Raw genomic sequence first — 25370 nt, 5'->3', positions numbered from 1 at the left:
TCCAGAACTTCCGTTGCCATCCGCTGGCGAACGTCAGCTTAACGGGCACCGCCGCCCAGAGTCGATCTTGATGCGAATGCTGCTCAGTTCCACTGAGATTGGGTTCGGGCCCGGATAGCAGGCCCGGTGTTCGCCATCGCCTCGAGCTCCTCGAGGAACTTCTCTACGGCGTCCGACTTGATCTGTGGCGAGTGCACCTGGTCGCGCACGGTGTCGGCGGTGTGCGTCATCACCGAGGCGGCGAAGTCGGTCTTGAGGTCGCGGATCAGCTGCCTGCGCATCAGCTCGATCTGGTCGCGGCCTTGCTTGCGCACCCGTTCGACCTCGGCTGCCGCGGTTTCCCGCATCTTGACGACGATCTGCTCGGCATCGGCGTGCGCGTCTTCGATGAGCTGGGCGAGTTCGGCTTTCGCCTCCGCCATGCCGTGGTCGTACACCTCCTTGGCCTTGTTCAGCCGGGCCGCCGCCTGTTCGTTCTCCTCGATCTGCTTCTGGATTTCGCCCTGCGCCTTGGCCATCATCCTTTTGACCGGCGGCACAACCCATTTGACGATGACCCAGATGATGACCACGAAGCCGAACAGCTGGCTGATGAACACCGGCCACTCGAAATGGATGTCGTAAAGGCCTTCGGCAAGGATGTCGGTGTTAGGAGTCATGACGACGCCCGTCCTGTCTGCTGGCCTCGGCTTGTTCCGGCTCGTCGATCGTCGACGCCGACCACACGGTTGGCCAGCGACTTGGCGAGCGGCTCGACTGTCTCGCGCAATTCCGCCGCGACCTGATCCGCCTGTGCGCGCAATTGGGCCTCGGCCTCCGCGACGATGGCATTGGCTTCCTGCTGTGCCTCGCCGCGCATCTGGTCGAGAATTTCCCGTCCCTCGGCTCGCGCCTTACTGCGGATCGCGGCCGCCTCCGACCGCACCTTCTCCAATGCCGCTTTATGCTTGGCTTCGGCCTCGGCGAACAATTGCCGCGCCTCTTTGGTCTTCACCATCGTCTCGTCGGCACGGGCTTCGCGTTCCGCCAAAACCTTGCGGATCGGCGGAACGACGAAGAACCACATGACTCCGAGCACGATCAGGAAGATCAGCAGCTCGACGAAGAAGGTGCCGTTGGGGATGAGGAAGTTCCCCTCGGCAACTACATCCGTTCTCGGAGACATACCCGGATTACTTGCCGGGAGTCGCGAATACGAACAAGGCCATGAAGGCTAGATTGATGAAGTACGCCGCCTCGACCAGACCGACGGTCAGGAAGAAGATGCCGCGCAACCGACCCTCGGCCTCCGGCTGACGGGTAACACCATTGATCAGCGCCGCGCCTGCCAGGCCATCACCGATGCCTGCGCCGATGGCACCGCCGGCCATGATGATGCCGCCGCCGATGAGGGCGCCCTGGATGATGGACGCGGTGGTTGGGTCTGCCATTTTCTACTTCCTATTCTCGGATGTGGGCTCGATCGGCGCTCGCCGATCAGTGTTTTTCGTGCTCCAGCGACATCGACTGACTGAAGTACAGGACTGTAAGCAGCGAGAAGATGAATGCCTGAATGGCGCCGACGAACAAGTCGAACAGCTTCCAGACGGCATTGGGGCCCCAGCTGATCCAGAAGGGGAACAGCGTGATCACCGAGAGCATCACGCCGCCGGCGAACATGTTTCCGAACAATCGCAGGGACAGTGAAAGCGGCTTGGCGACCTCTTCGATGATGTTGATGAACACCATCGGTCCCCAGCCCGTGTGTCCCTTCAGCATCTGCTTCACATGCCCGAACGGGCCGCGCCGCGAGATACCAGCGGCCTGGTAGGTGATGAACACGAACAGCGCGAGTGCGTAGACGAAGTTGACGTCCGCGGCGGGCGGCGCGAGCAACTCACCGTCACCGACTTGTACCGGCAGTACGGACAGCCAATTCGACAGCAGGATATAGACGAACAGGGTGACCGCGAGCGGCAGTGCGAACGGCGCGACCTTCATGCCGATGGCGCTTTCCACCTGATTGCGCATCTGGACCGTCACGGCTTCGAAGAACAGCTGCACGCCGTTCGGAACCCCGGAGGTGATCTTGAGTCGCAGGTAGAAGGCCAGCCCGAGGACGATCGCCGCGGCGACCGACGTCGAGACAATCGTGTCGACGTTGAAGTCCATTCCCCAGAGGTGGGCGACCGCGTGGTGGCCGACCCTGATCTTCGGTTCCTCGGCGGGTGTCTCCTGGGCGAGCAGCGTGAGGTCGGTGACCGACTGGGCGAGAGAAATGTCTGGGATCGTCATGGCGTCTGGCGAAGCCCTTTCAATTCAGGCAGGACGGTGTTGAAGACCAGGGCGACTTGAAAGAGGGCCAAGCCGAAGAAGATCCCGACGCCATTGGGTCGGGCCAGGAAAGCGATCAGGATGGCGACGGCGGTTATGCCGAGCAGGCGCAGCGCGGAGGAGCCGATCAAACGCTGCTTGCTCGGTGCTTCGGAACTGGCAATTCGGGTGATGGCCCACAACGTGAGTTGGGCATTCAGCCAGCCGACCGCGAGTCCGGCGCAGATGAACGTGCCGAGCAGCAGCCGATCGATCAGGCCGGTTATCGCCAAGGCCAGCACACCTAGAGCGATCGCGGCAATGGCCGCGCGCCGTATCTGGAGCCTATTTACATCCACACAGACACCGCCCTCGCCCATCCCCCACCACGTAGTGGGGGTCGTGATGAATCGATAGCATACACATGCGAACCTCCCTGCGTGGCAAGGTTTTTGATCTTTGTAGAGAAGATCTTGATAATGGCTCCAGGCAGCACCTGGTTACCGTAACCGCGCGTTCTGAGCGTGCGCCTCACCTGAGTTCGACGCCATTTATACAGCCCGGCAGAACGTTTCTCCAAATGGGCTGACATGGGCGGACTCCGTCGCCCACCGAAATGACTCGTGCACGATCGATGAAGCACGCGACCGCGTGACCAGGGTAGTGCCAAACGTTGGTAAATCAATGGCAACACAACGGCATTCACCGACAAGCTTTTTGATGACGCGTCACCGCGCCGTACGGTTTGTTCCTATTGCTCTATTTTGCCCGATTTGTCCCATTTTTGGCTGCTGATTACTTGCTGGGGGTGATTGCTCGGTCTGCCGCCAAGTCCCGCTCGGGCAGGTGCACCAAGATCAGGCCCACGGCGGCGATCAGGAAGTTCTGTAGCGCAGCCGATGACGCGTTCACCTCTTCGTTCGCCCACATCCGGAACCATTCGCCGCCGATCGTCAAGAATCCGCCGAGAAACAGCAAGATCACCATGGTCCAACCGAGGCTGGACAGTTTGGCTGCTACGCCTGGGCCGACGCGGAATCGGCGTGGGCGTCCGGTCAATTCACGCCACCACGCCACCGCGGCGGCCAACAGCACGAAGGCGATCAGGAATTCCCAGATCACGATGAGGATGTAGGCGACAAGCGCGACATTGTCGCTGGTGATCGCCCGCCAATCGGTGCCCGAGTGGTGGATCGTGGCCCGCATCGACAGCACGGCGGCCACGCCCTGCCGATTGGTAACGGTGTCGGTGCAATTGGTGAACGCGACGAACAGGTAGTAGAAGCCGGTGATCGTCGCCAACGCCGCGACGGCCAGCTGACGGCTGCCCACGACGTCGAGAATTCTCGTACCGCTGAGTCTCATATGCCCTGCCTCGGGTCGACTGTCGACGAGTAGTACGGGTAGGTCCCAGATTTCGCGCGGCGGCATCCGCCGCGTCCGGTCGACAAGATCGACAAACTGGGAACCGGCCCCATTTTAGGGGCCGTTGCGCTGTGAGTCTTCCCAGACCTGACCGCGACGCGTGACGGGCTGCATAGCTCCTGATTCTGTGGGCATTTCGCAGTTAAAGAGAATTCGAGTTACAGAGAGTTGTTTCGCGATGAGGGCTGAGTTCGCGGTGGTAGCACAGGGTTCGGAAGGCGGCGGCGCCGCGTTGGATCAGGTCATCCTGTTGACCGGTTCGGCGATGCTGGTCGCGGCGGGCGTGTTCTTGGTGGGCTATTTACATCGAACTCGCCGGATCACCTGGCTGAAGACCGCGGCCGATCGACTCGGCCAGTTCGGTAACCGCCCTGGCTGGGTCGCGCTGCCGATCGCGGTGTTCATCACGACCATCCTCACCGCACTGCTCGGCTTCATCTGGGATGTGAGCCTGCACATCGGCAACGGCCGCGACGAAGGGCCGCTGGCCAATCCGGCGCACTACTTCATCATGATCGGCTTGTTCTTCCTGTTCATCGCCGGAATGCTGGCCGTCATCCTGCCGCTCGACGAGAAGCCGGGTCCGGCCGCCATTCGCATCACCCGCACCTGGTACGCCCCGGTCGGCGGGGTGCTCATGGCCGCGGTCGGTTTGTACGCCCTCATCGGCTTCCCGCTCGACGACATCTGGCACCGACTATTCGGCCAAGACGTCACCCTGTGGGGCCCAACCCATCTCATGCTGATCGGCGGCGCCGGGCTATCGCTGGTCGCGGTGCTGCTGCTGGAATTCGAAGGCCGGCTGGACCGTCCCGATCCGGACCGCGCCGATGGTCCCTTCCTGTGGCTCGGCCGGGTCTTCGCCTTCGGCGGCTTGTTGATCGGAATGTCGGTGTACGAGGTCGAATTCGACTTCGGCGTGCAGCAGTTCCGTCTCGTCTTCCAGCCGATGCTGATCGTCGTCGCGAGCACGCTCGCTCTGGTGGCGTGCCGGTACACCCTCGGCCGGGGGAGCACGGTGGTGGCGGTGGTGTTCGCGTTCCTGGTGCGTGGTGTGGTGGCGGTGCTGGTCGGCCCGATTTTCGATGCGCCGAACAACGTGTTCCCGCTGTACCTCGGCGTCGCGGTGGTCGTGGAACTGATGGCCTTGCTTCCGTTGATCCGCAGCAAGCCGGTGTGGTGGGGTGCGCTGTCCGGGCTGGTCGCCGCCACCGTCGGGCTGTGGCTCGAATCGCTTTGGGTGGAAGGTGTTTTCGTCAACCGCTGGCCGTCGAGCATGTGGCCCGAAATGCTCGCGATGGCGGTGCCGGTCGGAATCGCGGGTGGTGCACTCGGCGCGCTGCTCGGCATGGTCCTGCGCGGCGAGCAGCTGCCCCGGCCCTCGGTGCGGCGTGGCGTGGTTGTCGCCGCGGTCTTGGTCGCCGCGGCCGCCACCGCGAACGGTCTGCGCGTCGATGTTCCCGAGAATGCCTCCGCGACAATTCGATTGCAGGACGCCGAACCCGTGAACGGCGGCCGGATGGTGACCGCCGATATCACGCTGACACCCGCCGATGTGGTGGGCGACGATCCGGAGTGGGTGCAACTGCTCAGCTGGCAGGGCGGTATCGGCGCCGACAGTCCCGGTCGCGGCCTGGCAATAGATCAGTTGCGGCGGGTCGAACCCGGCCACTATGTCAGCACGAAATCGGCCCCGGCACACGGTGACTGGAAAACCGTGCTCCGGGTGCACGACGGCTACCTGCTGGCCGCGTTGCCGGTCTACCTGCCGGACGATCCCGGTATCGGCGCTGCCGGGGTTCCAGCATTGAACGAGTTCACCCGTCCGTTCGTCTCCGAAATCACCGTGCTGCAGCGGGAACGGTCGTTCGATCATCCGTCCTGGTTGTTCGCCGCGGCCTCGCTGATCGTCCTGATCTGTTCCCTGGTGGTTATTTGGGCATTGTCGTGGGGCGCCGCTCGGATCGACCTCGCCTACCGCAGCGACGTGCGCTCGGAACGGATGGCACAGGCGGTCCGCCGGTGAGGTACGAAGACGGCGTGGACGTCCTCGCCGGGCACTCGGCGCTGCTGGCGATCCCTGCTTTTGTGCCCGCGTTCGCGGTGGTGGGTGTCGTCCTGGCCATCGCCATGCGCGACCGGCGAGCCGAACGTCGCGAGGCCGACGCGGCGGCGAAAGCAGACACAGACCCCGATCTTGCGCGCCGGAAGGAGAATTGATGATCCGCGCAGGCCGAACCGGCGCACTCGCGGCGATCGTGGCCGCGATAGGGACCGCGTGTTCGCCGATGTCCGACTCACCGGCCGACCGAATAGCGGCCAGCGTATCGGTCGACCGCCCGGCCGAGGTGACCATCGCGGTCCGCATCGCGGGCGGGTCGGTCACGCCGACGAACACCAGAACCGAGGCCAGGCTGTACCAGCCGATCATCGTCACCGTCGACAGCGACGCCGCCGACGAACTGCACGTCCACTCGGACCCGAGCCAGACCTTCGCGGTCGAACCTCGGGCCGGACAGGAGTTCCGCTTCACCGTCAATGTGCCCGGCCGGGTCGATGTCGAACTCCATCACGCCGGTAAGACGGTGACCACGCTGCTCATCCGCCCGTGACCCGGCCGCTGGCGCACGGCCTCAACGGCTCGGCCGATCTGCCGATTCCGTTGACCTACGCCTTGATCGGCGCGGCGTGGGCGTTGACGTTCTCGTTCGCGGTGCTGCTGGTGGCCTGGCATCGGCCGCGGCTGGAGCAGGACGCGCCGGGTCTGCTGTTGCCGTCCGCCGTGCGCGCGGTGATCGATTCCCGGGTGGTTCGAATCGTGATCGCGGTGGTCAGTGTCGCCGCCGCGGTAGTGATCGGGCTGGTGGCGGTGTTCGGTTCCGCTTCGCCGCAACGCAATCCGGTCCCGGGAGTGCTCTATATATACATCTGGGTCGGGGTGATGCTCGCGTCGCTGGTATTCGGTCCGGTCTGGAAGCTCGTCTCGCCGGTGCGGGCGCTGCACCGGTTCGGCTGCTTCGTATTGCGCCGCAACCCCGAAGATGGCTTCCGCCAGTACCCCTTGTCTTGGGGATACCGACCAGCGGTGCTCGGGTTGTTCGCCTTTGTCTGGCTCGAATTGGCGTCCCCGAATCCAGGTTCCGTTGCGGCCGTTGGCTGGTGGCTGTTCGGCTACGTCGTGATCACCCTGGCGGGTCTGGTGCTGTTCGGTACGGCTTGGGCCGAGCACGCCGATCCCTTCGAGGTGTACAGCAGTCTGTTGGCGCGGCTCAGCCCGTTCGGGCGCAGGCAACCGTCGGGTGTGCCGGTGCTCCGGGCGCCGCTGCATAATCTGGCGGGGACGCCGGTGCTGCCCGGATCGGTGGCACTGGCGGCGACCCTGCTCGGTTCCACCGCTTTCGACAGCCTCTCCGCGCTGCCCGGCTGGCGGAACTTCGTCGACTCACTCGGCGGCGGTTCGGATTTCGTCGCAACGCTGGTCCGCAGCATCGGACTGCTCACCGTCATCTCGATCGTCGGCACCGTATTCACGGTCGCCGCGCGGGCGACCGGCGGACTCACCCGCGACGAACGCGCCAGGCTGCCCGGACTACTGGCGCACAGCATCACGCCGATCATCGCCGGATACATCGTCGCGCACTATTTGACCTTCCTCGTCGAAAAAGGGCAGGCCACGTTCCTGCTGTTCGCGGATCCGTTCCAGCGCGGCTGGGATATCGGCGGACTCGCGCACTACCAGGTGAACTACCTGCTGTCCGACCATCCCACGGTGCTCGCCACCACGAAGGTGCTCGCCGTGCTGACCGGCCATATCCTCGGTGTGGCGGCCGCGCACGATCGGTGCCTGCGGCTGCTGCCCCCCGAGCATCGCGCCACCGGCCAGCTCGCGCTCATGCTGACCATGGTCGGCTACACCTTCACCGGTTTGTACCTGCTGTTCGGCGGATGAATTTCCATTCGCAACGATCCGCGGGTGGCAGTGCAACGAATGACAGGGCAGATCCGCCGCGACTGCTCGCGAGCGTTGCTGCATACCAAATAGCCGAAGAACCTACGTAGGAGGAACCTTGGGGTTGCGCCTCACCACCCTGCTTGTTGCAAGATGTTCGGCACTGCTCATCGGTACCGGCGTCTCGGCGCACGCAGATCCTCCGCCACCGGCGAACCAAGACGAAGCCGAGGTCCAAGAAGGCATGGAGGAGCAGGAAGAAGAGGAGTCTACGGCGGAGTGGGGGACGGTCGTCGAAAAGTTCTGCGAGCTCGAACCCGGCGTCGGCCCCATCGACCCCAACAAGGACCTGGAGGGGGCGCGGAAGCAGTTCAGCGATGCGGGGATCCAAGCCTATGACGAGGCATACCGCATGTCGCCGTTGGAGTTTACGCAAGATCCCGTCCCGTTGGTTCGCGCAGCCCTGCTGGGACCCGAGAGAAAAAATATCCGACACCGTACGGCGCGACGCATGCTGACGTACTGCGGACGTGGCGGTACGACCTGTGCGAGCTGGCGGATTTCAGGGAAGATTGGAATGCCCAGATGAAGGCCGCGACCGAAAAGTACGGCACAAAGATGAAGCCGGGCATGGACAGCGAAGCGGGGATTCAGCGGTTGTACGACGAAAAGCTGAAAAAGATGACGAAGGTGATCAAGGCAGAGCAGAAGCGCCTGGGCATCGACACAGACTGGTAGCGGTCGCTCACACCGCACTCCTGGTAGGTCCGCGCTCCCGCCACAGCGCGGACCTTCTTGTGTCGGCTCGTCGCACCATTGCTGACCTGGTGTCCGAGCTCGATGTGCGGCACCTACCCTGGTCTGTACGGTTCGCCGTCGGCTCTCGGCGGACGTACTTGGCCAACCACGCCTGCCACCGCGACCACCGTCAGCAGATATGGCGTCATCTGCAGCACCTCGGTCGGGATCGGCGTCGCGAGGACTTGCAGCTGGCCCTGCAATGCCTTGGTGAAGCCGAAAAACAGTGCGGCGGCAGTCGCGCCGAGCGGATGCCAGCGTCCCATGATCACCGCGGCCAAGGCGATGAACCCGTTGCCAGCGGTCATCGCCTTGGAGAAGCCGCCGGTCGAGCCGATCGTGAAATAGGCTCCGCCGAGCCCGACTATCGCCCCGGCCACCAGCACGGCCTCGTATCGGATGCGTAGTACGTTGATCCCGACGGTGGCGGCGGCGCGCGGATGTTCGCCGACCGCGCGGACCCGCAGGCCCCATCGTGTCCGGTACAGCACCAGGGTGAGCACCGCGACCAACACGACCATGGCGTAGACCAGGGCCGTTTGATGGAACACCGTCGGTCCGATGATCGGGATCGACGACAGCACCGGAATCGCGATCGGCTGCAACGTGCCCGGGCTGTTGAAGCGGGCCGAACCGTCCGACAGGCCGGTGAGCTGATCGAACAGGAAGCCGGTGATACCGGTCGCGAACACCACCAGCAGCACGCCGAGCACGATCTGGTTGACCAGGTACTTGATCGAGAACACGGCGAGCAGCCAGGCGAGGAACACCCCGGCGACCATCGCCGCGACCACCCCGACGAGGAAGCTGCCGCTGACTGTCGCCACAATCGCCGCCGCACAGGCTCCGGCGAGCAACTGGCCCTCGAGTGCGAGATTGATGATGCCCGCGCGTTCGCACAGCACCCCGGCCAGTGCGCCGAGGATCAGTGGCGTCGAGAGGGCGAGCGTGCCTTGGATCTGGTTGGTCAGCGGGAACAATTTGCCCGAGGCGGCCCAGCAGATGAACGTCACCACGAACGCGATACCGAACAGCGCGAACGCCGCGCCCGCCCACTTTCCGGTCAGGCCGCGCCGCAGGTGCTCGACCGCGATCGCCAGTGCGAGGACCGAGAGCACCAGCGCGGCCGGTTTTGCGGGCACCCGCAGATCGCCGGGCCCGGAACCGTCCGGAGCGGACAGCCGGAAGTCGACGTGTCCCGATTTGGTGAACACCGCCAAGACGACCGCCATGACGGCCAGCACCAGCAGCAGGATGCCCAGGCGTAACCGCCGACGGCGGTGTTCCGGCGACTCCAGGGCCGGTCCGGCGGAGTCGATGGTGGCGGTCATCAGTTCCACCCTTTCGCCAGCACGACATCCGCGCGCTCGGCCCGGATTCGGAAGACCGCGCGCACCAGGGCGGGCGCGGCGACCAGCGCGACGATGACGGCTTGCAGCACGGTCACCAGGGTGAGCGGGGTGCCGGTCGCCGCCTGCATCTCATTGCCGCCGGAGTTCAGCGCACCGAAAAGCAGTGCCGCGAACACGGTTCCCACCGGGCTGCCGCGGCCGAGCAGTGCGACGGTGATGCCGTCGAAGCCGAATGTTCCCGCGATGCCATCGGTCAGCGGCAGATCGGTGCCGAGCACCTGCTGGGCACCCGCCAACCCGGCGAGGCCACCGGCGATCAGCATGGCCAGCACATAGGCCCGGCCGATATCCATGCCCGCGGTGCGCGCGGCATCCGGATTGGCGCCGACGGCGCGCAATCGGAAGCCGAGCGTCGAGCGCGCCAGCAGCCACCACACCAGCACCGCCGCCAGCACCGCGATCAGCAACCCGAGATGCAGTCGGGTACCGCCGAATTGGGGGAGTTGAGCACTCTGGTCGACCACCGGGCTGATCGGCTCGTTGCGGCCGGGACGCTGCAGTGCCGAGGTGGTGAGCAGCCAGGTGAGCCCGTACAACGCGACATAGTTGAACATGATCGTGGTGATGACCTCGTGGGCGCCGGTGCGCGCCTTCAGCAGTCCGATGATCCCGCCCCACAGCGCACCACCCGCGACCCCGGCGAGCAGCGCGACCAGCACGTGCACCACCGGCGGCAGGTGCACCGCGAAACCGACCCAGCCCGCGCACAGCGCGCCAGCGATCAGCTGTCCCTGCCCGCCGATATTGAACAATCCGGTCCGGAAGGCCAGCGTCACCGCGAGTCCGGTACAGATCAACGGTGTTGCGGCGACCAGGGTTTCGGCGATCTGCTGGCGTCCGCCGAACGCGCCGAGGAACAAGGCTCGGTAGGTGTCGCCGACCGCGTCGCCCGCCGCCGACAAAGTATCCATCGGGCGGGCGAAGAAATACCCGAACGCCGACGTCACGTCCGGTGTGCTGACGATGATCAGCAGCGCGCCGACGACGAGCGCCAGCAGCACCGCGAGCGCGCTGACCGTCAGTTCGCGCACCCATGCCCGGTTCTTCATCGATCCCTCCCCGGCAGCGCGCCGGCCATCATCAACCCCAGCTGATCGCGCGGGGTATCGGGGCCGACGATGTCGACGATGCGCCCGCGGTACATGACGATGATCCGATCGGACAACGCGTAGATCTCGTCCAGTTCAGTGGAGACGATGAGCACCGCCGTGCCCTGATCACGTTCGCGGACAATGCGTTTGTGCACGAACTCGATGGAACCGACGTCGAGCCCACGGGTGGGCTGACCGGCGATCAGCACCTCGAGTGGTCGCGACATCTCCCTGGCGAGCACTACCTTTTGCTGGTTGCCGCCCGATAGAGCGCTCATCGACTCGTTGGCGGACCGGGTGCGGATATCGAACTCCTCGATCCGTTTGGCGGCATTGCGTTTCACCGCGGTCAACGACAGCATGCCGTGCCGGGAGAACTCGGGGAGGTCGATCAGATCCAAAACGAGATTCTCCGCGACGCTGAAGGTGCCGATGAAGCCGTCGTGTGAACGGTCCTCGGGCACATAGCCCATGCCCGCTTCCAGATGTTGCCGCGGTGTCCGGCCGACCACTTCCCAACCACCCACCGTGACCTGGCCACGCACCGGCGTCCGCAGGCCGAGCAGCGCACTGACCAGTTCCGACTGGCCATTGCCCACCACCCCGGCGATGCCGACTATTTCGCCGCCGTCGACGCGAAACGACACGTCGTCGACGACCACGGTGCCCGCCACGTCGACGACGGTCAGGTCGGTGACCACGAGGGTGGGGCCCGCCGGCTTCGCCGGGGTCTTGGCGACCACGAGTTCGACGGAGCGGCCGACCATCAATTCCGCGAGATCGCTTTCCGCGGTGGTCGGTTCGACGGTGTCGATCACCGCGCCGCGCCGGATCACGGTGATCCGGTCTGCGATCCTGGTGACCTCCTTGAGCTTGTGCGAGATGAAGATGATCGAGGTTCCGCTGGCCGCGATCCCGCGCAGCACCTCGATGAGCTCATGGATTTCCTGCGGGGTGAGCACGGCCGTCGGCTCGTCCAGAATCAGCACTTCGACATCGTTGGCCAGTGCTTTGAGGATCTCCACTCGCTGCTGTTCGCCCACCGAGAGGTCCGCGACCAGTGCGTCGGGGTCGACCGGCAGCCCGTAGCGCTGCGACAGTTCGCGGACCTGGCGCCGGGCGGCCTCGCGATCGAGCGCGGCGAAGCCCCTGGTGGGTTCACGCCCGAGGATGAGGTTCTCCGCGACGGTGAACACCGGCACCAGCATGAAATGCTGGTGCACCATGCCGATTCCGGCGGCGATGGCGTCGCGCGGGGACTGGCAGCGGATCGGAGTGTCGTCCAGCAGGATTTCGCCCTCGTCCGGCTGCAACAGCCCGTAGAGCATGTTCATCAGGGTGCTCTTACCGGCGCCGTTCTCCCCGAGCAGGCAATGGATTTCACCCGGTTCGACCACCAGATCGATGTGGTCGTTCGCGAGGAAAGTGCCGAATCGTTTGGTCAGGCCGCGTAATTCGAGTCGCATGGTCGGCCGCGCTCACTTGACCGCTGGCTGCGCCTTGGACGCGAGGGTGATCTTTCCGCTGGCGATATCCGTTGTCAGCGCGTCGATTTCGCTCTTCAGCTCGGCCGGAATGGTGGCGTCGAACTCGTGATACGGCGCCAGGCTGACGCCCTTGTTCGACAACGTGCCGACATAGGTCACATTGTCGAACTTCTTGCGGAAGGAGTCGGTCACCGCCTGCTGTACCGCGATATCCATCGACTTCTGCACGCTGGTCAGCAGCGAGGAACAATATTCGGCGGCACTGACGCAGCCGTCGGTGTCCACCCAGACCGCGTTGACCTTGCCACCGGAGGAGTGCACGGCCTCCAGCGCCCCGAGACCGGCCGGACCGGCCACCGGAAGAATGATGTCGGCGCCCTGGCTGATCAGATCGTTGGCCTTGGTCTTGCCGATGTTCTTGTCCTCGAAGGTATTGGTGATCACGCCCTGCTGGGTCGCCGGATCCCAGCCGAGCAACTGGACCTGCTTGCCCTTGCGCTGGTTGTAGTACGCGACGCCCTCGGCGAAGCCGTCCATGAAGATCGCCACGGTGGGGATGTTGATCCCGCCGAAGGTGCCGACCTTGTTGGTCTTGGTCATCCCCGCGGCCAGGTAACCGGCCAGGAACGAGGGCTGCGCGGCGTTGAAGATCAGGCCGCGCAGATTCGGCAGCGGCGGATTCTTCTGCGTATCGGTGTAGGCGTAGTCCACGATCGCGAAATCGACGTCCGGATTCTCTTTCGCCGCGGCATAGGTCACGTCGCCGAGCTTGAAGCCGACGGTGACGATGATGCCGCACTTCTGCCGGACCATCGTGTTGACATTGGTCGGATAGTCGTTGTCCGATCGGGACTCCAACTGCGCCTTGCTGATGCCGAGCTCGTCGACGGCGTCGGTGATCCCCTTGTAGGAGGTCTGGTTGAACGACTTGTCGTCGAAACCGCCGGAATCCGACACCATGCACGCCTTGAAGTCCTCGGCCCCCGGCTCGCCGGACTTGCCCTGGTCGGACGGCGGACTACCGCATGCCCCGACGGTCAGCACCATGACGCCGGCAGCGGTGAGCGTGCGTAGCCACTTGCCCATACTTGCCTCCTGAAACGCGATACCCCGCAACCCAACTCGGCGGATGTGCCGCGAGAGTGCAGTGGAGCAGGAGTTTAGGCCGCGGAACCGATCTTGGCTCGGTTTCCGCGCCATTGGCCGACCGGTTGCCGGGCGTTAATCGGTCGTACGCTCCGCACGCAGCACCAGGACGGTGATCTCACTGGGCGCGAAGACCCGCAGCTGGGGACCCCAGAATCCAGTCCCCCGGCTGGTGTAGAGCTGGGTGTGCTCGCCGTGGCGGCTGAGACCGGCGACGACGGGCTGGTCGAGGCGAACCAGGTAGTGGAAAGGCCAGATCTGGCCGCCGTGAGTGTGGCCGGAGATCTGGAGCGCGACACCCGCGGCCGCGGCGGCGGTGATCTGCTTGGGCTGGTGCGCCAGCAGCACCACCGGTACCCGCGGATCAGCACCGGCGAGGGCGGTGGGTAGATCGGGTCCGTGGCCGGGCAGGGCGACGCCGGTGGGGTCGTCGATGCCCGCGATCACCAGTCGGTCGCCGCCTCGGGTCACCGTCTCGTGCTGGTTGTGCAGTGGCTGCCAGCCGATGGATGCCATGTGGTCGATCCAGCCCTGCGCGTCGCCGAAATACTCGTGATTGCCGGTGATGTAGAACCGGCCGAGCGCCGCCTCGACCTTGCCGAGCGGGTCGACCTGCGGGTGCCGCTTCTCCACCGAGCCGTCCGCGAGGTCGCCTGCGTGGCAGGCGATATCGGGACGCTGGGCATTGACGACCTCGACGACCTGCTCCGACCAGCGCAGTCGGTTCAGCGCGGCGAAGTGGGTGTCGGTGACGACCACCAGGCGAAGGCCGTCGAGTGCCGGTCCGAGACCGCGGATCGGCACCTCGACCGTGCGAACCCGCGGCACGCGCCGCGCCTCGAGCACGCCCCAGACCACCAAGACGGCCGTTGCCGCGGCGACGCCCACCGCGACGACGCGCGCGCGAGCCGGATCGTGCACGCCGCCGATGGCCAGCCCGAGCCCGGCCACGTTGCCGATCACCGACCAGCTGAACAGCACCCACGCCACCCCGAGCAGCGTGTCGCCCACGATGGAGGCGGCATCCGACTGCGCTGGCCCGTGCCCGAGCACCATCGCCGCTGGCAGCGCCGCCCAGGCGAGCAAGAACATCGCGGAGCCGAGCCAGAACAGCGGGCTGGTGCCGTCGGTGGTGGCACCGACCAAGGTCCACCAGGGGACTACGAACAGCACGGCGGGGATCGCCAGGAACAGGGCAACGCGGGGCACGTATTTCACACCAGTCCATCCTTGTGAGCGCGGGTGCTTCGCGCGGTCCCTCCGCCCGGCGCGGGCTCTCTCGACGATAACAGCGCGGGCGTGGCCGCTCAGCGACGAACCACACCGCACAGGCTGTGCGGTGTGGTTCGGTTCGGTTGTGCCGGGTCAGCAGTTGCCGGTTCCGGTGCTTCCGTCAGCACCGCGGACCAGGCCCGCGCCGCCACTGCCTGCGGCGCCACAGGCACCGAGCGTGCCGGTGCTGGTCTTGGCTCCGCCGTTGCCGCCGTCGCCGCCCGCGCCGCCGGTCCCGAGGAGCGCGTCGCCGCCGTTGCCGCCGCGTGCGCCCGCGCCGCCGCTGTTGCTCGCGCCGGAGGCATCGCCGCCGTTACCGGCCTTGCCACCTGCGCCGCCGGTATCGACCGCGAGGGCGTTGCCGCCGATACCGCCTGCGCCGCCGGGCGCGCCATTACTGCCTGTTCCGCCGGTCGAGCCTGCGCCGCCGTTGCCGCCTTCGCCGCCCGCGCCGCCGGATCCGCCGTTGGGGCCGCCGAGTCCGCCGTTGCCGCCGAGTCCGCCGCTACCCAAGACGCCGAGGCCGCCACTGCCGCCATTGCCGCCCGCGCCACCGGCTCCGCCGTCGTAGCCGTTGCCGCCGTCGCCGCCCTTGCCGCCTGGGCAGTTCTCGGTGCCCGGGCTGCCGTTGCCGCCGCTCCCGCCGGCAGGCTGGGATGCCGTGCCCGGGGCGCCGTTGGCGCCGTCCATGGCGTTGCAGGCGGCGAAGGCGGATGGTGCTACGCCGATCATGGCGCTGGTGGTCAGGACGAGACCGCCGAACAGTACGGCGATACGGGTCCGTGCGCTGAGAGTTCTGGTCATGATAATGCTCCTATATTGCTATGCGCTGCGGCCGATATAGTGCGATCGGCCATGGTGGCGCGCTTTATCAATCGTCCGCTTCGGTATGAAGTAAAAGCGAATGCCCAGCGCGTCGCGGCGCATTCACCGGCTCGTGGTTTATGGACGAGCCAATTGCTTCGCCGTCTTCGTCAGCGGTGGTGGAGAGTGGAACTCTGCAGTGGACATCGTGGTCGCTGTGTTCGGGCTGTCATGTGTAATCCGTTGCTACCGAGGCATTTACGGACGACCGCATCGGGCGGCCATCATCTCGTGAAAACGTCTCGGCGCCGGTAATGAGGCACTGACATTTGCGAATATTTATCCATGCTTTGACTCATCTGCCAGCAGTGGCGACGATTTATGTTGTCACCGAGGCTGGAGCAGCAAATTCAGCCTACGCGCTTTCGCGGTCGATTACTACGGGGGTGCGTGCCGCAATAAACGGAATGTCGATTTTCACAATATTTGCTTCAGAAATAGTTAGAGTATTGTTTCCGGCGTTACGGTTTCATTCTCGCGGCGCCGTTCGACTACATCAACGCCCTGTCGGAATTGCGGGTCAGTCGTGCACCCCACCGGGTCGTCACGGTGGCACCCGGGGTCAGCCGGATCAGGCCGTCGCCAGTCTGAAAAGCGTTGGGCGGGCAGGTCATCGGCTCGGCGGCGAGGCCGGTTCGCCGGTGTGCCGGGGCGAGCGTGTCCGCGGTGAACAATTGGATCAGTGGATAGGAGTCGTCCACCCAGAGCTCCGCTATCGCTCCGTCGTTGCCCCGCAACCGCACCCACGCGCGGCCGTCGGCATCACGGGCCAGATCCGTGAAGGGGTGATCGATCGCCAACGCGCCCAACGGCCGTGGCGTGGCGAAGTCGAATGGTGTGCCGCGGACAGGCTCGGTGCCGACCGGGAGTTGACGATCGGCATCGGTGACGATCCGGGTCGCGGCCTCGAAATGCAGTATCGCTCCGTCGATCTGGCCGGCGCCGGGCGAGAGGTACGGGTGGTGCCCGCAGCCGTACGGTGCCGCGGTATCGCCGAGATTGGTTGCGGTCGTGGTGACGGTCAGCCCGTCGTCGGACAGTGCGTACCGGATGGCGATGTCGAGATAGAACGGAAAGCCCTTGCGCGGATGCAACGTGGTCCGCATGGTGACCTCGTTCTCCTGTGCATCCGTCGCTTGCCACGGCCGCCAGCGCAGCAGGCCATGAATCGCGTTGTGCTTCGCCGGTTCGGTCAGCGGAAGCTGGTGGTCGACGCCGTCGAAGCGATATCTGCCGTCCGCCAACCGATTCGGCCACGGAATCAACGCGCCGCCGCGACCACCGTCGGCCATCGCCGTGACGTCGTAGGGTTCGAGCACATCCCGCCCGCCCACCCGGTACTCCCGTATCCCGCCGCCGACCTCGACGAGCACGGCCCGCTGGTCACCCCGGCTGATCGAGAACTGCTGTCCGGACGGTGGCGGAATCATAAGTGAGGACGGTACCTGCCCGACGGCGTCGGCGAGATCGGCCCCTAACCGCCTGTCCGGGCGACGGATTCGCCGAACACGGCGGTCAGCAGAGCGGTATCCGCCGAGGTGGTCGACGGTCGGTCGCGCGGGCCGGTACTCAGGGACCGGTCAGTAGTAGTGGCGCCGACCGCGAATCGGGTGCCCGCTGGTCCCGGCGAGCATCAGCACCAAGCCGATGACAACGACGATGACGCCTGCGGTAATGATCTGGGGGATCCCGGTGACGAGTCCGATGACGAAGAGAACGCCGCCGAGGATGGTCATGCGGGGACGCCTGACTGCGGCGGAGGGACGACCATGGTGAGCCTCGGATCTGTGGGTTGTCTCCAGTAGACACCGCGTATGGCATAGTGTCAACGACGTAGGTCTACATGCGTGACCTACATCGGATCTTTCAGGAAACGAGGCCTACCGGCATGACCGAACCACCGGCCAAACGCGGCAAGTCTCGTTCGGGCACCCCGAAGTCCGACGGCTCGGCCCCAGGTCGCAGCGATAGTCCGGTCACCAGGGCGGCCGTGCTCGACGCGGCACTGGCGATCATCGATAGCGACGGGGTCGAGGGTCTGTCCATGCGGCGACTGGCCGATAAGGTCGGCCGGGATCCGATGGTGATCTACCGGCATGTGCCGAACAAGGCCGCCGTGCTCGACGGTGTCGCTGAAATCATTATCGCGAAGCTGTCGGTCGATCCCACCGCGGCGGACTGGGACGCCCAATTGAGGGCGGTGGCGCGCGACTTCCGGGAATTGGCGTTGGCGCATCCGCGGGTGGTGCCGCTGTTGGTGACCCGCCCGTTGGCGACTCCGCTCGGGTTGCGCCCGCCGTCGGTGGTCCGGCCGCTCGAGGACATGCTCGCACTGCTCACCCGGGCCGGATTCTCGGGCGCCGACGCGCTGCACATCTACCGCGCGCTGTTCGGCTTCCTCTATGGGCATGTGCTCAATGAGCTGCAAGAAGTCGTGGAGCGGCCGGACGAAACCGACGAGGTGTTGCGGCTCGGCCTACATCGCCTGCCGATCAGCGAGTTTCCGTTGCTGCGCGAACTGGCGCCGCTGCTGGCCGCCTATGACGGCGCGGCCGAACTCGAACGCGGGCTCGATATTCTGCTCACCGGCCTTTCCGCCGCATTGCCCGGACCCGCCTGACGGCCGTCATTTCACCCTGATCCCCGCGTCACCACGAGTCATGGCTGTCGCTTCCGCGGCGGCTGCTTCGCGACCGGGGTCATGGTCGTGGTGATGCCGCTGAGCAGAATGTCCAGGCCGAGTTCGAGTTCGGCGACACCGTCGTAGCCAGCGAGCTCCGAGGCGAGGCCGCGGAGCAGCGGGAATTCAACGATCGGCAGGCGGTGCAGGCCCATGCGCAGCAGGTCGGTTGTTTCCTCGGGGTGTTCGACGACTTCCTGGAGCTCGGTGAGGATGTGGCCGTACAGGAAGCCGAACAGCGCGCGGTAGATGTGCAGTGCGTCGGCGCCGCTGAAATCGGCGTGGGTGAGCAGCGCGAGCAGGCGCTCCAGCGGCCGAAGGGTGCCCAGCGGGCGCAACCCGATCGGCGTCGCCAGCGGGTGGGTGACCAGCAGTGGAACCACATTCGGATGGGCGACGGCCAGCCTGCGGAAGTCACGCGCTACGACGCGCAGTTGATGCTGCCAGTCGGGGTCGGTGGTGTCGATGGTCAGTTGTTCCAGCACGATCTCGGCGACACCCTCGAGCACCGCCGCCTTGTTCGCGGCATGCCGGTACAGCACCATCGGGTCTCTGCCGAGCGCCGCCCCGAGGCGGCGCATGGACAGTCGATCGATGCTGTCCTCATCGATGATCTCCAAGGCGGCCGCCAGCATCACGGCCCTGGTCAGCGGCCTGTTTCTGGCTTTCTTACGATCCGGTGAGCCGGGCGGGAAATCGCCTGGGCCAGCTCTGCTGCGATTCACGGAATCCAGCACCTCACAATCAGAGGGTGCGCTGTTAACAATGTAAGCCTACGCTGTAGACAGACGCTGTAACAGAACTCGAGGACGCGAGAATGGCAATAACAGAGGTCGCCGCTTACGCGCACCTGAGCGCGGCGGATGTCGAGGCGCTCGGGCTCGAGCTCGACGCGATTCGTCGCGACATCCAGGAGCGGCGTGGGGCGCGTGATGCCACCTACATCCGGCGCACCATCGCCTTTCAACGCGCGCTCGACGCCGCGTCCAGGCTGACGATCGGGCTCAGCCGCGGCAGAACCGGCTGGCTCGCCGGGACCACCGGACTGGCGCTGGCGAAGAGCATCGAGAACATGGAAATCGGCCACAATGTCTGCCACGGCCAGTGGGATTGGATGAACGACCCGGAAATCCACTCCGGCACCTGGGAGTGGGACATGGCGGGCGTTTCGGCGCAGTGGCGCTACTCGCATAACTACCGGCACCACGTGTACACGAATGTGCTCGGCATGGACGAAGACATCGGGTTCGGTGTCATGCGGGTGACCCGCGACGAACGGTGGAAGCCGGGGCACCTGCTGCAACCGTTGCGAAACCTGTTGCTGGCGGCCACCTTCGAGTGGGGCATCGCGCTGCACGGCCTCTATTCCGAACGGGATCGCGCGGCCGAGCCGGTGCGCAAGGCCGCGCAGACCAAGGCCTTCATCGGGAAGATCACCCGGCAGGCGGGCAAGGACTACGTGCTCTTCCCGGCGATCAGCGGGCGACGCTGGCGGCGCACCCTCGCCGCGAACGCGAGTGCGAACGTCCTGCGGAATCTGTGGGCGTACGTGGTGATCTTCTGCGGGCACTTCCCCGATGGCGCGGAGAAATTCGCGCCGACCGTGGTGGACGACGAGACCAGGGGCGAGTGGTATCTGCGGCAGATGCTCGGCACCGCGAACTTCGACGCGGGACCGATGCTGGCCTTCCTCAGCGGGAACCTCTGCTATCAGATCGAACACCATCTGTTCCCCGACCTGCCGAGCAACCGGTACGCCGAGATCGCGCTGCGGGTGCGGGCGCTCTGCGACAAATACGACCTGCCCTACACCAGCGGGTCGCTGCTGCACCAATACCTGCTGACCTTGCGCACCATCCACAAATTGGCACTGCCGGACAGCTTCTTGACCGCCACGTCCGATGACGCGCCGGAAACCGCCTCGGAACGGAAGTTCGACGGCGACAACACCGGCACCGCACCCGATACCGTCCGGCCGCTGGGCCGGAACGGGTTGCGCACCGCGCTGCGGCGCGCGGAAAAGTCCCGCGCGGCGATTCGCCGGTCATCGCGCCGCCCGATTCGGATCAACCCGGCCGATACCCGGCCGAGGCAGGAGGATCGTCCATGACACGATCGAAGTCCCGTGGCGCGGAACGCACACTGCGCCTGCGGTTGAAACCCACCGCACCGAAGACCGGTTATGTCGACGGAGCCTGGTGGCCACACACCTATGAGCTGGCCACCGAACTCCCCGCGCTGCTCGCGGCGGTCGCCGACCGGATCGGCCCGATCCATCACGTGGCCTACCCGCTCGACGAATGGGCCAGAACCGCTGGCGACCTCGTCATCGCGGGGCAAACGGTGCGGGTCGAAGGAATCCGGCACGGGACCATGCACACGGTCGAGATGCTTGGGGTGAAGAACCGCAGGGTGGTCCTGCTGGTGGTGCCGCCGACCACCGGCGCGGACGACGCCTCGGTGACGATGTCCTCGGCGTCCGCCGTCGACAACGAATCCGCGGTCGACGAGTTGCTGACGATCGGCACGCGGGAGCGCGGCGATCGCGTCGAAGGGGCTGCCGCGGTCCAGCGCTGGATATCCGAAGGCGGCGCATGACCGGTGCGGCCGGTCAGCGGATGCGGGCCACCGCGCCGAGCATGGAGACGGCCTCGGCCCTCGGGTGCGGCCGGTACTCCTCCGGGCGCCACGCGGTCACCGAGCCGATGCCCGGTGGCACGAGGTCGAATTCGGTGAAGAAGCGGGTGAACTCCTCGGTGGTGCGTAGGCGGAACGGGACGCCACTGCGCTGATTGGCCGCGTTCGTCTCGGCGAGATCGTCGGGGGACAGGTGGTCGCTGGTGGCATGGGTCATCACCAGATAGCTGCCGGCAGGCAGCGCGTCGCACAGCTTGCGCACCAGCTCGTAAGGTCCGTCGTCATCGACGATGAAGTGCATGATGGCCACCAGCATCAAGGCAACCGGCTGGTCCATGTCGAGCACCCTGGTGAGATCGGGGTGGGTGAGGATGCGGTCGGGATCGCGGATGTCCGCGTCGAGGTAGGCGGTCGCGCCCTCTGGTGAACTGTTCAGCAGGGCACGGGCGTGCGCAAGCACGATCGGGTCGTTGTCCACGTAGACGATGCGTGACTCGGGGGCGATGCTCTGCGCGATCTCGTGCACGTTGCCCGCGGTGGGCAGGCCCGCGCCGATGTCGAGGAACTGCCGGACGCCCGCGTCGGCCAGGTAGCAGACCGCCCGCCGCAGGAAGTTGCGATTCTCCAGGGCGGCGAGTCGGATGGTCGGAAATGCCTCGGCCACCATGTCGGCGGACTCCCGGTCGGCCGGGAAATTGTCCTTGCCGCCGAGCCAGTAGTCGTACCGGCGCGCCGGATGCGGCTTCGACACATCGATCCTCGCTGCCGGGTCCGAGTTCACTACGCCCTCAATTCATCTCGACTAATGTCATCATGTCAGCTCGAGTTGCGAACCGGTAGCGATGGTGGTGTCGCACCGCCCGGAAGGCTCCATCATGCAATTGCATTACAGCCCTTACGATTTCGACGTTCAAGCCGACCCGTACCCGTACTACGCCCGGCTGCGTGCCGAGGCGCCGGTGTTCCGCAACGAGACCGACGACTTCTGGGCGCTCTCGCGCCATGCGGATATCGTTGCCGCACTGCGGGATTCGGATCGATTCTCCAGCGCGAACGGGCTGCGGATGGAGCCCGCGTTCTGGGGCCCGCAGGCCGAGCGCCTCTTTTCCTTCGTCGCGATGGACCCGCCGAAGCACACGCGGATGCGCGAACTGGTGGTCCGGGCCTTCACGCAGCGTCGCGTGCATGGGTTGGAGCCCCGGCTGCGCGAGATCGCTCGCGGGCTGCTGGCGCCGCTGGTCGAGCGCGGCAGCTTCGATCTGATGACCGATTTCGCTGGTCCTTTCCCGACGGAGGTGATTTCCGAGCTGGTCGGTGTTCCCGAGCGCGATCGTGACATGCTCCGCAAGCTCGGCATGGAGATCATGTACACCGACGAGCAATCCACCGACCTGCGGCCCGAAGCGATGCAGGCCATCGGTGCGATGATCGGCTACTACACCGAGCTGACCATCGAACGTAGCAGAGATCGACGCGACGATCTGCTCTCCGGACTCCTCGATGCCGCCGACGGCGACGATCGGCTCACCCCCGAGGAGATCGTCGGCGTGCTCATTCTCCTGGTCGGCGCGGGCATCGAGACGGTCATGCTGACCATCGGCAACCTCTGGCACGCCGGCTGGCAACACCCCGACCAACGACGCAAGGCGTTCGACGGACAGATCGATAGGTGGATCGCCGAAGCCATGCGCTACGAACCGGCTACCCAGACCATGCTCCGCACGGCCACCGAGCAAGTCGAGCTGCACGGAGTGACGGTCCCGGCCGGGGCACGGCTGCTGCTGATCACCGCCGCCGCCAATCGCGACCCCGACGTCTTCGCCGATCCCGATACCTTCGACCTGGACCGGGACACCAGCGCGACGCTGGCCTTCGGGCACGGCCGCCACCACTGCCTCGGCGCCAACCTCGCGCTGCTGGAACTGCGGGTCGCGCTCCAGGAGATCGTCGGCAAGATCGCCGACTACGACATCGACCCCGCGGGTCTGCGGCGCATCCACTCCTCCAACAATCGCGGCTTCGCCGCCCTGCCCACCACAGTCACGGCCCGCTGAGCGGACCGATCTCGCACGTTCCCTGCCCGCCGCCCGATAACTCGGTCGGAGAGGAGGGCACTCATGACCCGTTACTGGCCCATGGCCCGAGGAACATTCACGATCGGCTCACCGTTCGGCCCGCGGGCGGGGGGATTCCACGCCGGGCAGGATTTTCCGGCGTCCGACGGAACCCCGATCTACGCCTGCGCCGGCGGCACCGTGCTGCACCTCGGCGCCGCCGGGGGATATGGACAGTGGATCGTCATCGACCATCCGACCGCCGACGGCGGCGGGGTGAGCGAATACGGACACATGTGGGACGCGGGCGCGACCGGACTGTCGGTCGGTGACCGCGTCGAGGCGGGGCAGTTGATCGCCTACGTCGGCAACAACGGCGGATCCACCGGCCCGCACCTGCATCTCAGCGTGATGCCGCACGCGTACGATCCCAGCGCCAAGATCGATCCGATGGCGTGGCTGCACGGCGCGGCCTACCCCGGCGGCTGCCTGTCGGCGCTCGGCGACGACGAACAGCGCGAACTGCTCGACCGGACCCGGGCGGTATGGACCCAGCTGTGCGGCCCCGACGGTCGGGGCTGGCCGCAACTCGGGCAGAACGCGAAGGGCCAGAACCGGTCCTTCGTCGACGCACTCGCGCAGGTACGACAGGCGACGCACGCGGGTTGACCGGGCTGCCCCCGGCGGGCATGGTTGGCCGATGGGCAGTGCAGAGGATCGCGCCGGGGTAACGCTGACCAATCTCGATCAGCCGCTGTTCGACGGTGCCGAGGCGACCAAGCGTGATCTGGTCGACTACCTCGAGGCGGTCGGCGAGCGGCTGGTGCGGCAACTGCGCGACCGGCCGCTGTCGGTGCTGCGCGTCCGGCCGGGGCAGGAGCCGTTCATGCAGAAGAACCTGCCCAAGTACACCCCCGACTGGGTGCACCGTGTGACGGTGTGGGCGGAGAGTGCGCACCGCGAGGTGACGTACGCCCTGTGCGACGACGTCCGCACGCTGCTGTGGTTCGGCAATCAACGCGCGGTCGAGTATCACCCGACACTGCTGCTCGCCGATCACACCAAAGGCCCGACCCATCTCGTCCTCGACCTCGATCCGGCACCGGACCAACCGTTCCGGCAGGCCGTGCTGGCCGCGAAGCTGATCCGCACGGCACTGGCCGACGACGGACTCGCCGGTGCGGTGAAAACCAGCGGCGCCAAAGGCGTTCACGTCTTCGTGCCGTTGCGGCCCGGCACCCCGATCGATGACGTAGCGGCCGCGACTCGCGCGATCGCCGCCCGGGCCGAACGCATCGACCCTGACCTCGCCACCACCGCTTTCATCAGGGAGGATCGTGCGGGTCGCGTCTTCCTAGACTCCACCCGCGCGGGCGGCGCCACCGTCGTCGCCGCGTACAGTCCGCGCATCCGCCCGGGCACCCCGGTGTCGTTCCCCGTCGCGTGGGCCGATCTCGACAACGTGACGCCGCGCGATTTCACCGTCCACACCGCGGCGGCCCAACTCGCCGACCACGACCCATGGGCCGACGAAATGCCCGAACCACAAACGCTTCCCGCCGACCTCATCGAGGAAGGCCACACCATTCCCGTCGCCCGCGTCCAAGCGATGCACGAGGGCAAACGCCGCGCCCGCGCGCGCCGCGCGAATTCGCAACCGGAGTCGTAACCCGGCGCCTTCGCTCAGCTGGTCAGTGGCAGCATCGGGATGGTCGCCTCGCCCAGATCGGCGGGTGGTTCCGGCATGAGTTGCAGGTCGCGTTCCTCGGTCCAGGCGTAGTGCCGGAGGGTGTTGAACTGGGCGACGAAATGGTCGCGCCAGACCTGCGCGCCGAAATTCATCGCGGTGTTGACCTGCAACCAGCCGGTGGCGCTGAAGTTGACCGATCCCTCCCAGCACTGCGGCCCGCTGGGGGTGTCGACGACGAGACCTTTGGTGTGACAGATGTATTTGCGCCCGCTGGTGCTGGTGCCGATGGTGACCTCGACGCCGGCGTCGACGAGTCGTTGCACGATGGGCTTCGCGGTCCGGCCCGCGGATTGGGTGCGATCCAGGTACAGGTGCAGTGGAACGCCCCGCCGGTGCGCGGTGATCAGGTTGTCGGCGGCATCGGTCAAGGTGAAACCGTAGGCGATGAGCCAGGTTTCACCCGGCGCCGCGACCAGCTCGAGGAAGCGCTGCTCGGCCTCCGCGTGGTCGTCGGGCATCAGGTAGCACGTCATCGGACCATCGATCACGAATGGCATGTCTGCACCGTACCGG

At 66.0% G+C, this 25370-nt stretch carries 29 protein-coding genes; 12 read left to right on the top strand and 17 right to left on the bottom strand.

The window, feature by feature from the left end; genetic code table 11:
* Nucleotides 1-83: 83 nt before the first annotated feature.
* The 6 genes from KV110_RS31875 to KV110_RS31850 all read right to left on the bottom strand — a co-directional run bounded on the left by KV110_RS31875 (nt 84) and on the right by KV110_RS31850 (nt 3657).
* Complete coding sequence (locus KV110_RS31875) at nt 84-659, bottom strand: F0F1 ATP synthase subunit B family protein (protein WP_218470880.1); 576 nt, start codon at nt 657-659, stop codon at nt 84-86.
* Complete coding sequence (locus KV110_RS31870; RefSeq protein WP_218470879.1) at nt 656-1165, bottom strand: F0F1 ATP synthase subunit B; 510 nt, start codon at nt 1163-1165, stop codon at nt 656-658. The genes KV110_RS31875 and KV110_RS31870 overlap by 4 nt, the downstream gene beginning before the upstream one ends.
* Before the next feature lie 7 nt (nt 1166-1172).
* Nucleotides 1173-1430: a F0F1 ATP synthase subunit C gene (locus tag KV110_RS31865; RefSeq protein ID WP_040742384.1), complete on the bottom strand. Its 258-nt coding sequence runs from the start codon at nt 1428-1430 to the stop codon at nt 1173-1175.
* Between the two features lie 46 nt (nt 1431-1476).
* Nucleotides 1477-2274, bottom strand: a complete 798-nt coding sequence (gene atpB / locus KV110_RS31860) for a F0F1 ATP synthase subunit A (protein WP_393537980.1) — start codon at nt 2272-2274, stop codon at nt 1477-1479.
* Entirely contained in the window at nt 2271-2672 is a 402-nt protein-coding gene (locus KV110_RS31855) for a hypothetical protein (RefSeq protein ID WP_218470878.1), read from the bottom strand. The genes atpB and KV110_RS31855 overlap by 4 nt, the downstream gene beginning before the upstream one ends.
* 415 nt (nt 2673-3087) lie before the next feature.
* A complete protein-coding gene (locus tag KV110_RS31850) occupies nt 3088-3657 on the bottom strand; it encodes a DUF2165 domain-containing protein (RefSeq protein WP_218470877.1) in 570 nt (189 codons plus the stop codon).
* 238 nt (nt 3658-3895) lie between these two features.
* Here KV110_RS31850 and KV110_RS31845 point away from each other — a divergent pair, with 238 nt between their 5' ends.
* From KV110_RS31845 to KV110_RS31820, 6 genes are all read left to right on the top strand, one after another.
* On the top strand, nt 3896-5743 hold the full coding sequence (locus tag KV110_RS31845) for a hypothetical protein (protein ID WP_218470876.1): 1848 nt from the start codon (nt 3896-3898) through the stop codon (nt 5741-5743).
* Nucleotides 5740-5937, top strand: coding sequence for a hypothetical protein (locus KV110_RS31840; RefSeq protein WP_218470875.1), 198 nt, complete (start codon nt 5740-5742; stop codon nt 5935-5937). The genes KV110_RS31845 and KV110_RS31840 overlap by 4 nt, the downstream gene beginning before the upstream one ends.
* Nucleotides 5937-6329 carry a hypothetical protein gene (locus KV110_RS31835; protein ID WP_218470874.1) on the top strand — a complete coding sequence of 131 codons (393 nt, stop codon included), beginning with the start codon at nt 5937-5939 and terminating at the stop codon, nt 6327-6329. Before KV110_RS31840 ends, KV110_RS31835 begins: the two co-directional genes overlap by 1 nt.
* A complete protein-coding gene (locus tag KV110_RS31830; protein ID WP_218470873.1) occupies nt 6326-7666 on the top strand; it encodes a hypothetical protein in 1341 nt (446 codons plus the stop codon). Before KV110_RS31835 ends, KV110_RS31830 begins: the two co-directional genes overlap by 4 nt.
* 118 nt (nt 7667-7784) lie before the next feature.
* Nucleotides 7785-8255 (top strand): hypothetical protein, encoded by a 471-nt coding sequence (locus KV110_RS31825; protein ID WP_218470872.1) that lies wholly within the window; start codon nt 7785-7787, stop codon nt 8253-8255.
* Complete coding sequence (locus KV110_RS31820) at nt 8252-8404, top strand: hypothetical protein (RefSeq protein WP_218470871.1); 153 nt, start codon at nt 8252-8254, stop codon at nt 8402-8404. The genes KV110_RS31825 and KV110_RS31820 overlap by 4 nt, the downstream gene beginning before the upstream one ends.
* Before the next feature lie 113 nt (nt 8405-8517).
* Here the strand turns inward: KV110_RS31820 and KV110_RS31815 are convergent, their stop codons facing one another.
* The 8 genes from KV110_RS31815 to KV110_RS31780 all read right to left on the bottom strand — a co-directional run bounded on the left by KV110_RS31815 (nt 8518) and on the right by KV110_RS31780 (nt 17472).
* Nucleotides 8518-9795, bottom strand: coding sequence for an ABC transporter permease (locus tag KV110_RS31815; protein ID WP_246634110.1), 1278 nt, complete (start codon nt 9793-9795; stop codon nt 8518-8520).
* Nucleotides 9795-10925 carry an ABC transporter permease gene (locus KV110_RS31810; RefSeq protein ID WP_218470869.1) on the bottom strand — a complete coding sequence of 377 codons (1131 nt, stop codon included), beginning with the start codon at nt 10923-10925 and terminating at the stop codon, nt 9795-9797. Before KV110_RS31810 ends, KV110_RS31815 begins: the two co-directional genes overlap by 1 nt.
* The gene (locus KV110_RS31805; RefSeq protein ID WP_218470868.1) at nt 10922-12433 is read right to left on the bottom strand and encodes an ABC transporter ATP-binding protein; all 1512 of its coding nucleotides are present in this window, start codon (nt 12431-12433) and stop codon (nt 10922-10924) included. The genes KV110_RS31810 and KV110_RS31805 overlap by 4 nt, the downstream gene beginning before the upstream one ends.
* Before the next feature lie 12 nt (nt 12434-12445).
* Nucleotides 12446-13540 carry a BMP family lipoprotein gene (locus KV110_RS31800; RefSeq protein ID WP_218470867.1) on the bottom strand — a complete coding sequence of 365 codons (1095 nt, stop codon included), beginning with the start codon at nt 13538-13540 and terminating at the stop codon, nt 12446-12448.
* A 135-nt stretch (nt 13541-13675) separates the two neighbouring features.
* A complete protein-coding gene (locus KV110_RS31795; RefSeq protein WP_218470866.1) occupies nt 13676-14818 on the bottom strand; it encodes a metallophosphoesterase in 1143 nt (380 codons plus the stop codon).
* Between the two features lie 147 nt (nt 14819-14965).
* Nucleotides 14966-15676, bottom strand: coding sequence for a hypothetical protein (locus KV110_RS31790; RefSeq protein WP_218470865.1), 711 nt, complete (start codon nt 15674-15676; stop codon nt 14966-14968).
* Between the two features lie 551 nt (nt 15677-16227).
* Nucleotides 16228-17166: an aldose 1-epimerase family protein gene (locus KV110_RS31785; protein ID WP_218470864.1), complete on the bottom strand. Its 939-nt coding sequence runs from the start codon at nt 17164-17166 to the stop codon at nt 16228-16230.
* Nucleotides 17167-17316: 150 nt separating this feature from the next.
* Nucleotides 17317-17472: a DUF6131 family protein gene (locus tag KV110_RS31780; RefSeq protein WP_218470863.1), complete on the bottom strand. Its 156-nt coding sequence runs from the start codon at nt 17470-17472 to the stop codon at nt 17317-17319.
* Nucleotides 17473-17624: 152 nt separating this feature from the next.
* Between KV110_RS31780 and KV110_RS31775 the strand changes: the two genes are divergently transcribed.
* On the top strand, nt 17625-18356 hold the full coding sequence (locus KV110_RS31775) for a TetR/AcrR family transcriptional regulator C-terminal domain-containing protein (RefSeq protein WP_218470862.1): 732 nt from the start codon (nt 17625-17627) through the stop codon (nt 18354-18356).
* Nucleotides 18357-18394: 38 nt separating this feature from the next.
* Here the strand turns inward: KV110_RS31775 and KV110_RS31770 are convergent, their stop codons facing one another.
* Nucleotides 18395-19141, bottom strand: coding sequence for a TetR/AcrR family transcriptional regulator C-terminal domain-containing protein (locus KV110_RS31770; protein WP_393537982.1), 747 nt, complete (start codon nt 19139-19141; stop codon nt 18395-18397).
* A 92-nt stretch (nt 19142-19233) separates the two neighbouring features.
* Here KV110_RS31770 and KV110_RS31765 point away from each other — a divergent pair, with 92 nt between their 5' ends.
* Complete coding sequence (locus KV110_RS31765; RefSeq protein ID WP_218470861.1) at nt 19234-20526, top strand: fatty acid desaturase family protein; 1293 nt, start codon at nt 19234-19236, stop codon at nt 20524-20526.
* On the top strand, nt 20523-21014 hold the full coding sequence (locus tag KV110_RS31760) for a DUF5994 family protein (protein WP_218470860.1): 492 nt from the start codon (nt 20523-20525) through the stop codon (nt 21012-21014). Before KV110_RS31765 ends, KV110_RS31760 begins: the two co-directional genes overlap by 4 nt.
* 13 nt (nt 21015-21027) lie before the next feature.
* On the opposite strand, the gene KV110_RS31755 is transcribed toward KV110_RS31760, so the two are convergent.
* A complete protein-coding gene (locus KV110_RS31755) occupies nt 21028-21834 on the bottom strand; it encodes an SAM-dependent methyltransferase (RefSeq protein ID WP_281427697.1) in 807 nt (268 codons plus the stop codon).
* A 94-nt stretch (nt 21835-21928) separates the two neighbouring features.
* On the opposite strand from KV110_RS31755, the gene KV110_RS31750 reads away from it, so the two are divergent.
* The 3 genes from KV110_RS31750 to ligD all read left to right on the top strand — a co-directional run bounded on the left by KV110_RS31750 (nt 21929) and on the right by ligD (nt 24776).
* Complete coding sequence (locus KV110_RS31750; protein ID WP_218470859.1) at nt 21929-23107, top strand: cytochrome P450; 1179 nt, start codon at nt 21929-21931, stop codon at nt 23105-23107.
* A gap of 63 nt (nt 23108-23170) precedes the next feature.
* The gene (locus KV110_RS31745) at nt 23171-23776 is read left to right on the top strand and encodes a M23 family metallopeptidase (RefSeq protein WP_246634108.1); all 606 of its coding nucleotides are present in this window, start codon (nt 23171-23173) and stop codon (nt 23774-23776) included.
* 31 nt (nt 23777-23807) lie between these two features.
* Complete coding sequence (gene ligD, locus KV110_RS31740) at nt 23808-24776, top strand: non-homologous end-joining DNA ligase (protein ID WP_218470858.1); 969 nt, start codon at nt 23808-23810, stop codon at nt 24774-24776.
* Nucleotides 24777-24790: 14 nt separating this feature from the next.
* Here ligD and KV110_RS31735 read toward each other — a convergent pair whose 3' ends face one another.
* Nucleotides 24791-25354 carry a phospholipase D-like domain-containing protein gene (locus KV110_RS31735; protein WP_218470857.1) on the bottom strand — a complete coding sequence of 188 codons (564 nt, stop codon included), beginning with the start codon at nt 25352-25354 and terminating at the stop codon, nt 24791-24793.
* Between the last annotated feature and the right edge of the window lie 16 nt (nt 25355-25370).

Source organism: Nocardia iowensis (genome assembly GCF_019222765.1).
In the GTDB taxonomy this organism is placed as follows: Bacteria; Actinomycetota; Actinomycetes; order Mycobacteriales; family Mycobacteriaceae; genus Nocardia; species Nocardia iowensis.
Note: the sequence above shows the minus strand (reverse complement) of the source record. Positions and strands in the feature narration are given on the sequence as shown.

Excerpts from the sequence above, each read along its gene's own strand:
- KV110_RS31750 (WP_218470859.1), top strand. The coding sequence starts at position 21,929 with ATGCAATTGCATTACAGCCCTTACGATTTCGACGTTCAAGCCGACCCG.
- KV110_RS31855 (WP_218470878.1), bottom strand. The coding sequence starts at position 2,672 with ATGGGCGAGGGCGGTGTCTGTGTGGATGTAAATAGGCTCCAGATACGG.
- KV110_RS31775 (WP_218470862.1), top strand. The coding sequence starts at position 17,625 with ATGACCGAACCACCGGCCAAACGCGGCAAGTCTCGTTCGGGCACCCCG.
- KV110_RS31815 (WP_246634110.1), bottom strand. The coding sequence starts at position 9,795 with ATGACCGCCACCATCGACTCCGCCGGACCGGCCCTGGAGTCGCCGGAA.
- KV110_RS31875 (WP_218470880.1), bottom strand. The coding sequence starts at position 659 with ATGACTCCTAACACCGACATCCTTGCCGAAGGCCTTTACGACATCCAT.
- KV110_RS31835 (WP_218470874.1), top strand. The coding sequence starts at position 5,937 with ATGATCCGCGCAGGCCGAACCGGCGCACTCGCGGCGATCGTGGCCGCG.
- KV110_RS31870 (WP_218470879.1), bottom strand. The coding sequence starts at position 1,165 with ATGTCTCCGAGAACGGATGTAGTTGCCGAGGGGAACTTCCTCATCCCC.
- KV110_RS31810 (WP_218470869.1), bottom strand. The coding sequence starts at position 10,925 with ATGAAGAACCGGGCATGGGTGCGCGAACTGACGGTCAGCGCGCTCGCG.
- KV110_RS31780 (WP_218470863.1), bottom strand. The coding sequence starts at position 17,472 with ATGACCATCCTCGGCGGCGTTCTCTTCGTCATCGGACTCGTCACCGGG.
- KV110_RS31760 (WP_218470860.1), top strand. The coding sequence starts at position 20,523 with ATGACACGATCGAAGTCCCGTGGCGCGGAACGCACACTGCGCCTGCGG.
- atpB (WP_393537980.1), bottom strand. The coding sequence starts at position 2,274 with ATGACGATCCCAGACATTTCTCTCGCCCAGTCGGTCACCGACCTCACG.
- KV110_RS31735 (WP_218470857.1), bottom strand. The coding sequence starts at position 25,354 with ATGCCATTCGTGATCGATGGTCCGATGACGTGCTACCTGATGCCCGAC.
- KV110_RS31765 (WP_218470861.1), top strand. The coding sequence starts at position 19,234 with ATGGCAATAACAGAGGTCGCCGCTTACGCGCACCTGAGCGCGGCGGAT.
- KV110_RS31800 (WP_218470867.1), bottom strand. The coding sequence starts at position 13,540 with ATGGGCAAGTGGCTACGCACGCTCACCGCTGCCGGCGTCATGGTGCTG.
- KV110_RS31820 (WP_218470871.1), top strand. The coding sequence starts at position 8,252 with ATGAAGGCCGCGACCGAAAAGTACGGCACAAAGATGAAGCCGGGCATG.
- KV110_RS31805 (WP_218470868.1), bottom strand. The coding sequence starts at position 12,433 with ATGCGACTCGAATTACGCGGCCTGACCAAACGATTCGGCACTTTCCTC.
- KV110_RS31790 (WP_218470865.1), bottom strand. The coding sequence starts at position 15,676 with ATGACCAGAACTCTCAGCGCACGGACCCGTATCGCCGTACTGTTCGGC.
- KV110_RS31745 (WP_246634108.1), top strand. The coding sequence starts at position 23,171 with ATGACCCGTTACTGGCCCATGGCCCGAGGAACATTCACGATCGGCTCA.
- KV110_RS31845 (WP_218470876.1), top strand. The coding sequence starts at position 3,896 with ATGAGGGCTGAGTTCGCGGTGGTAGCACAGGGTTCGGAAGGCGGCGGC.
- KV110_RS31850 (WP_218470877.1), bottom strand. The coding sequence starts at position 3,657 with ATGAGACTCAGCGGTACGAGAATTCTCGACGTCGTGGGCAGCCGTCAG.
- ligD (WP_218470858.1), top strand. The coding sequence starts at position 23,808 with ATGGGCAGTGCAGAGGATCGCGCCGGGGTAACGCTGACCAATCTCGAT.
- KV110_RS31865 (WP_040742384.1), bottom strand. The coding sequence starts at position 1,430 with ATGGCAGACCCAACCACCGCGTCCATCATCCAGGGCGCCCTCATCGGC.
- KV110_RS31785 (WP_218470864.1), bottom strand. The coding sequence starts at position 17,166 with ATGATTCCGCCACCGTCCGGACAGCAGTTCTCGATCAGCCGGGGTGAC.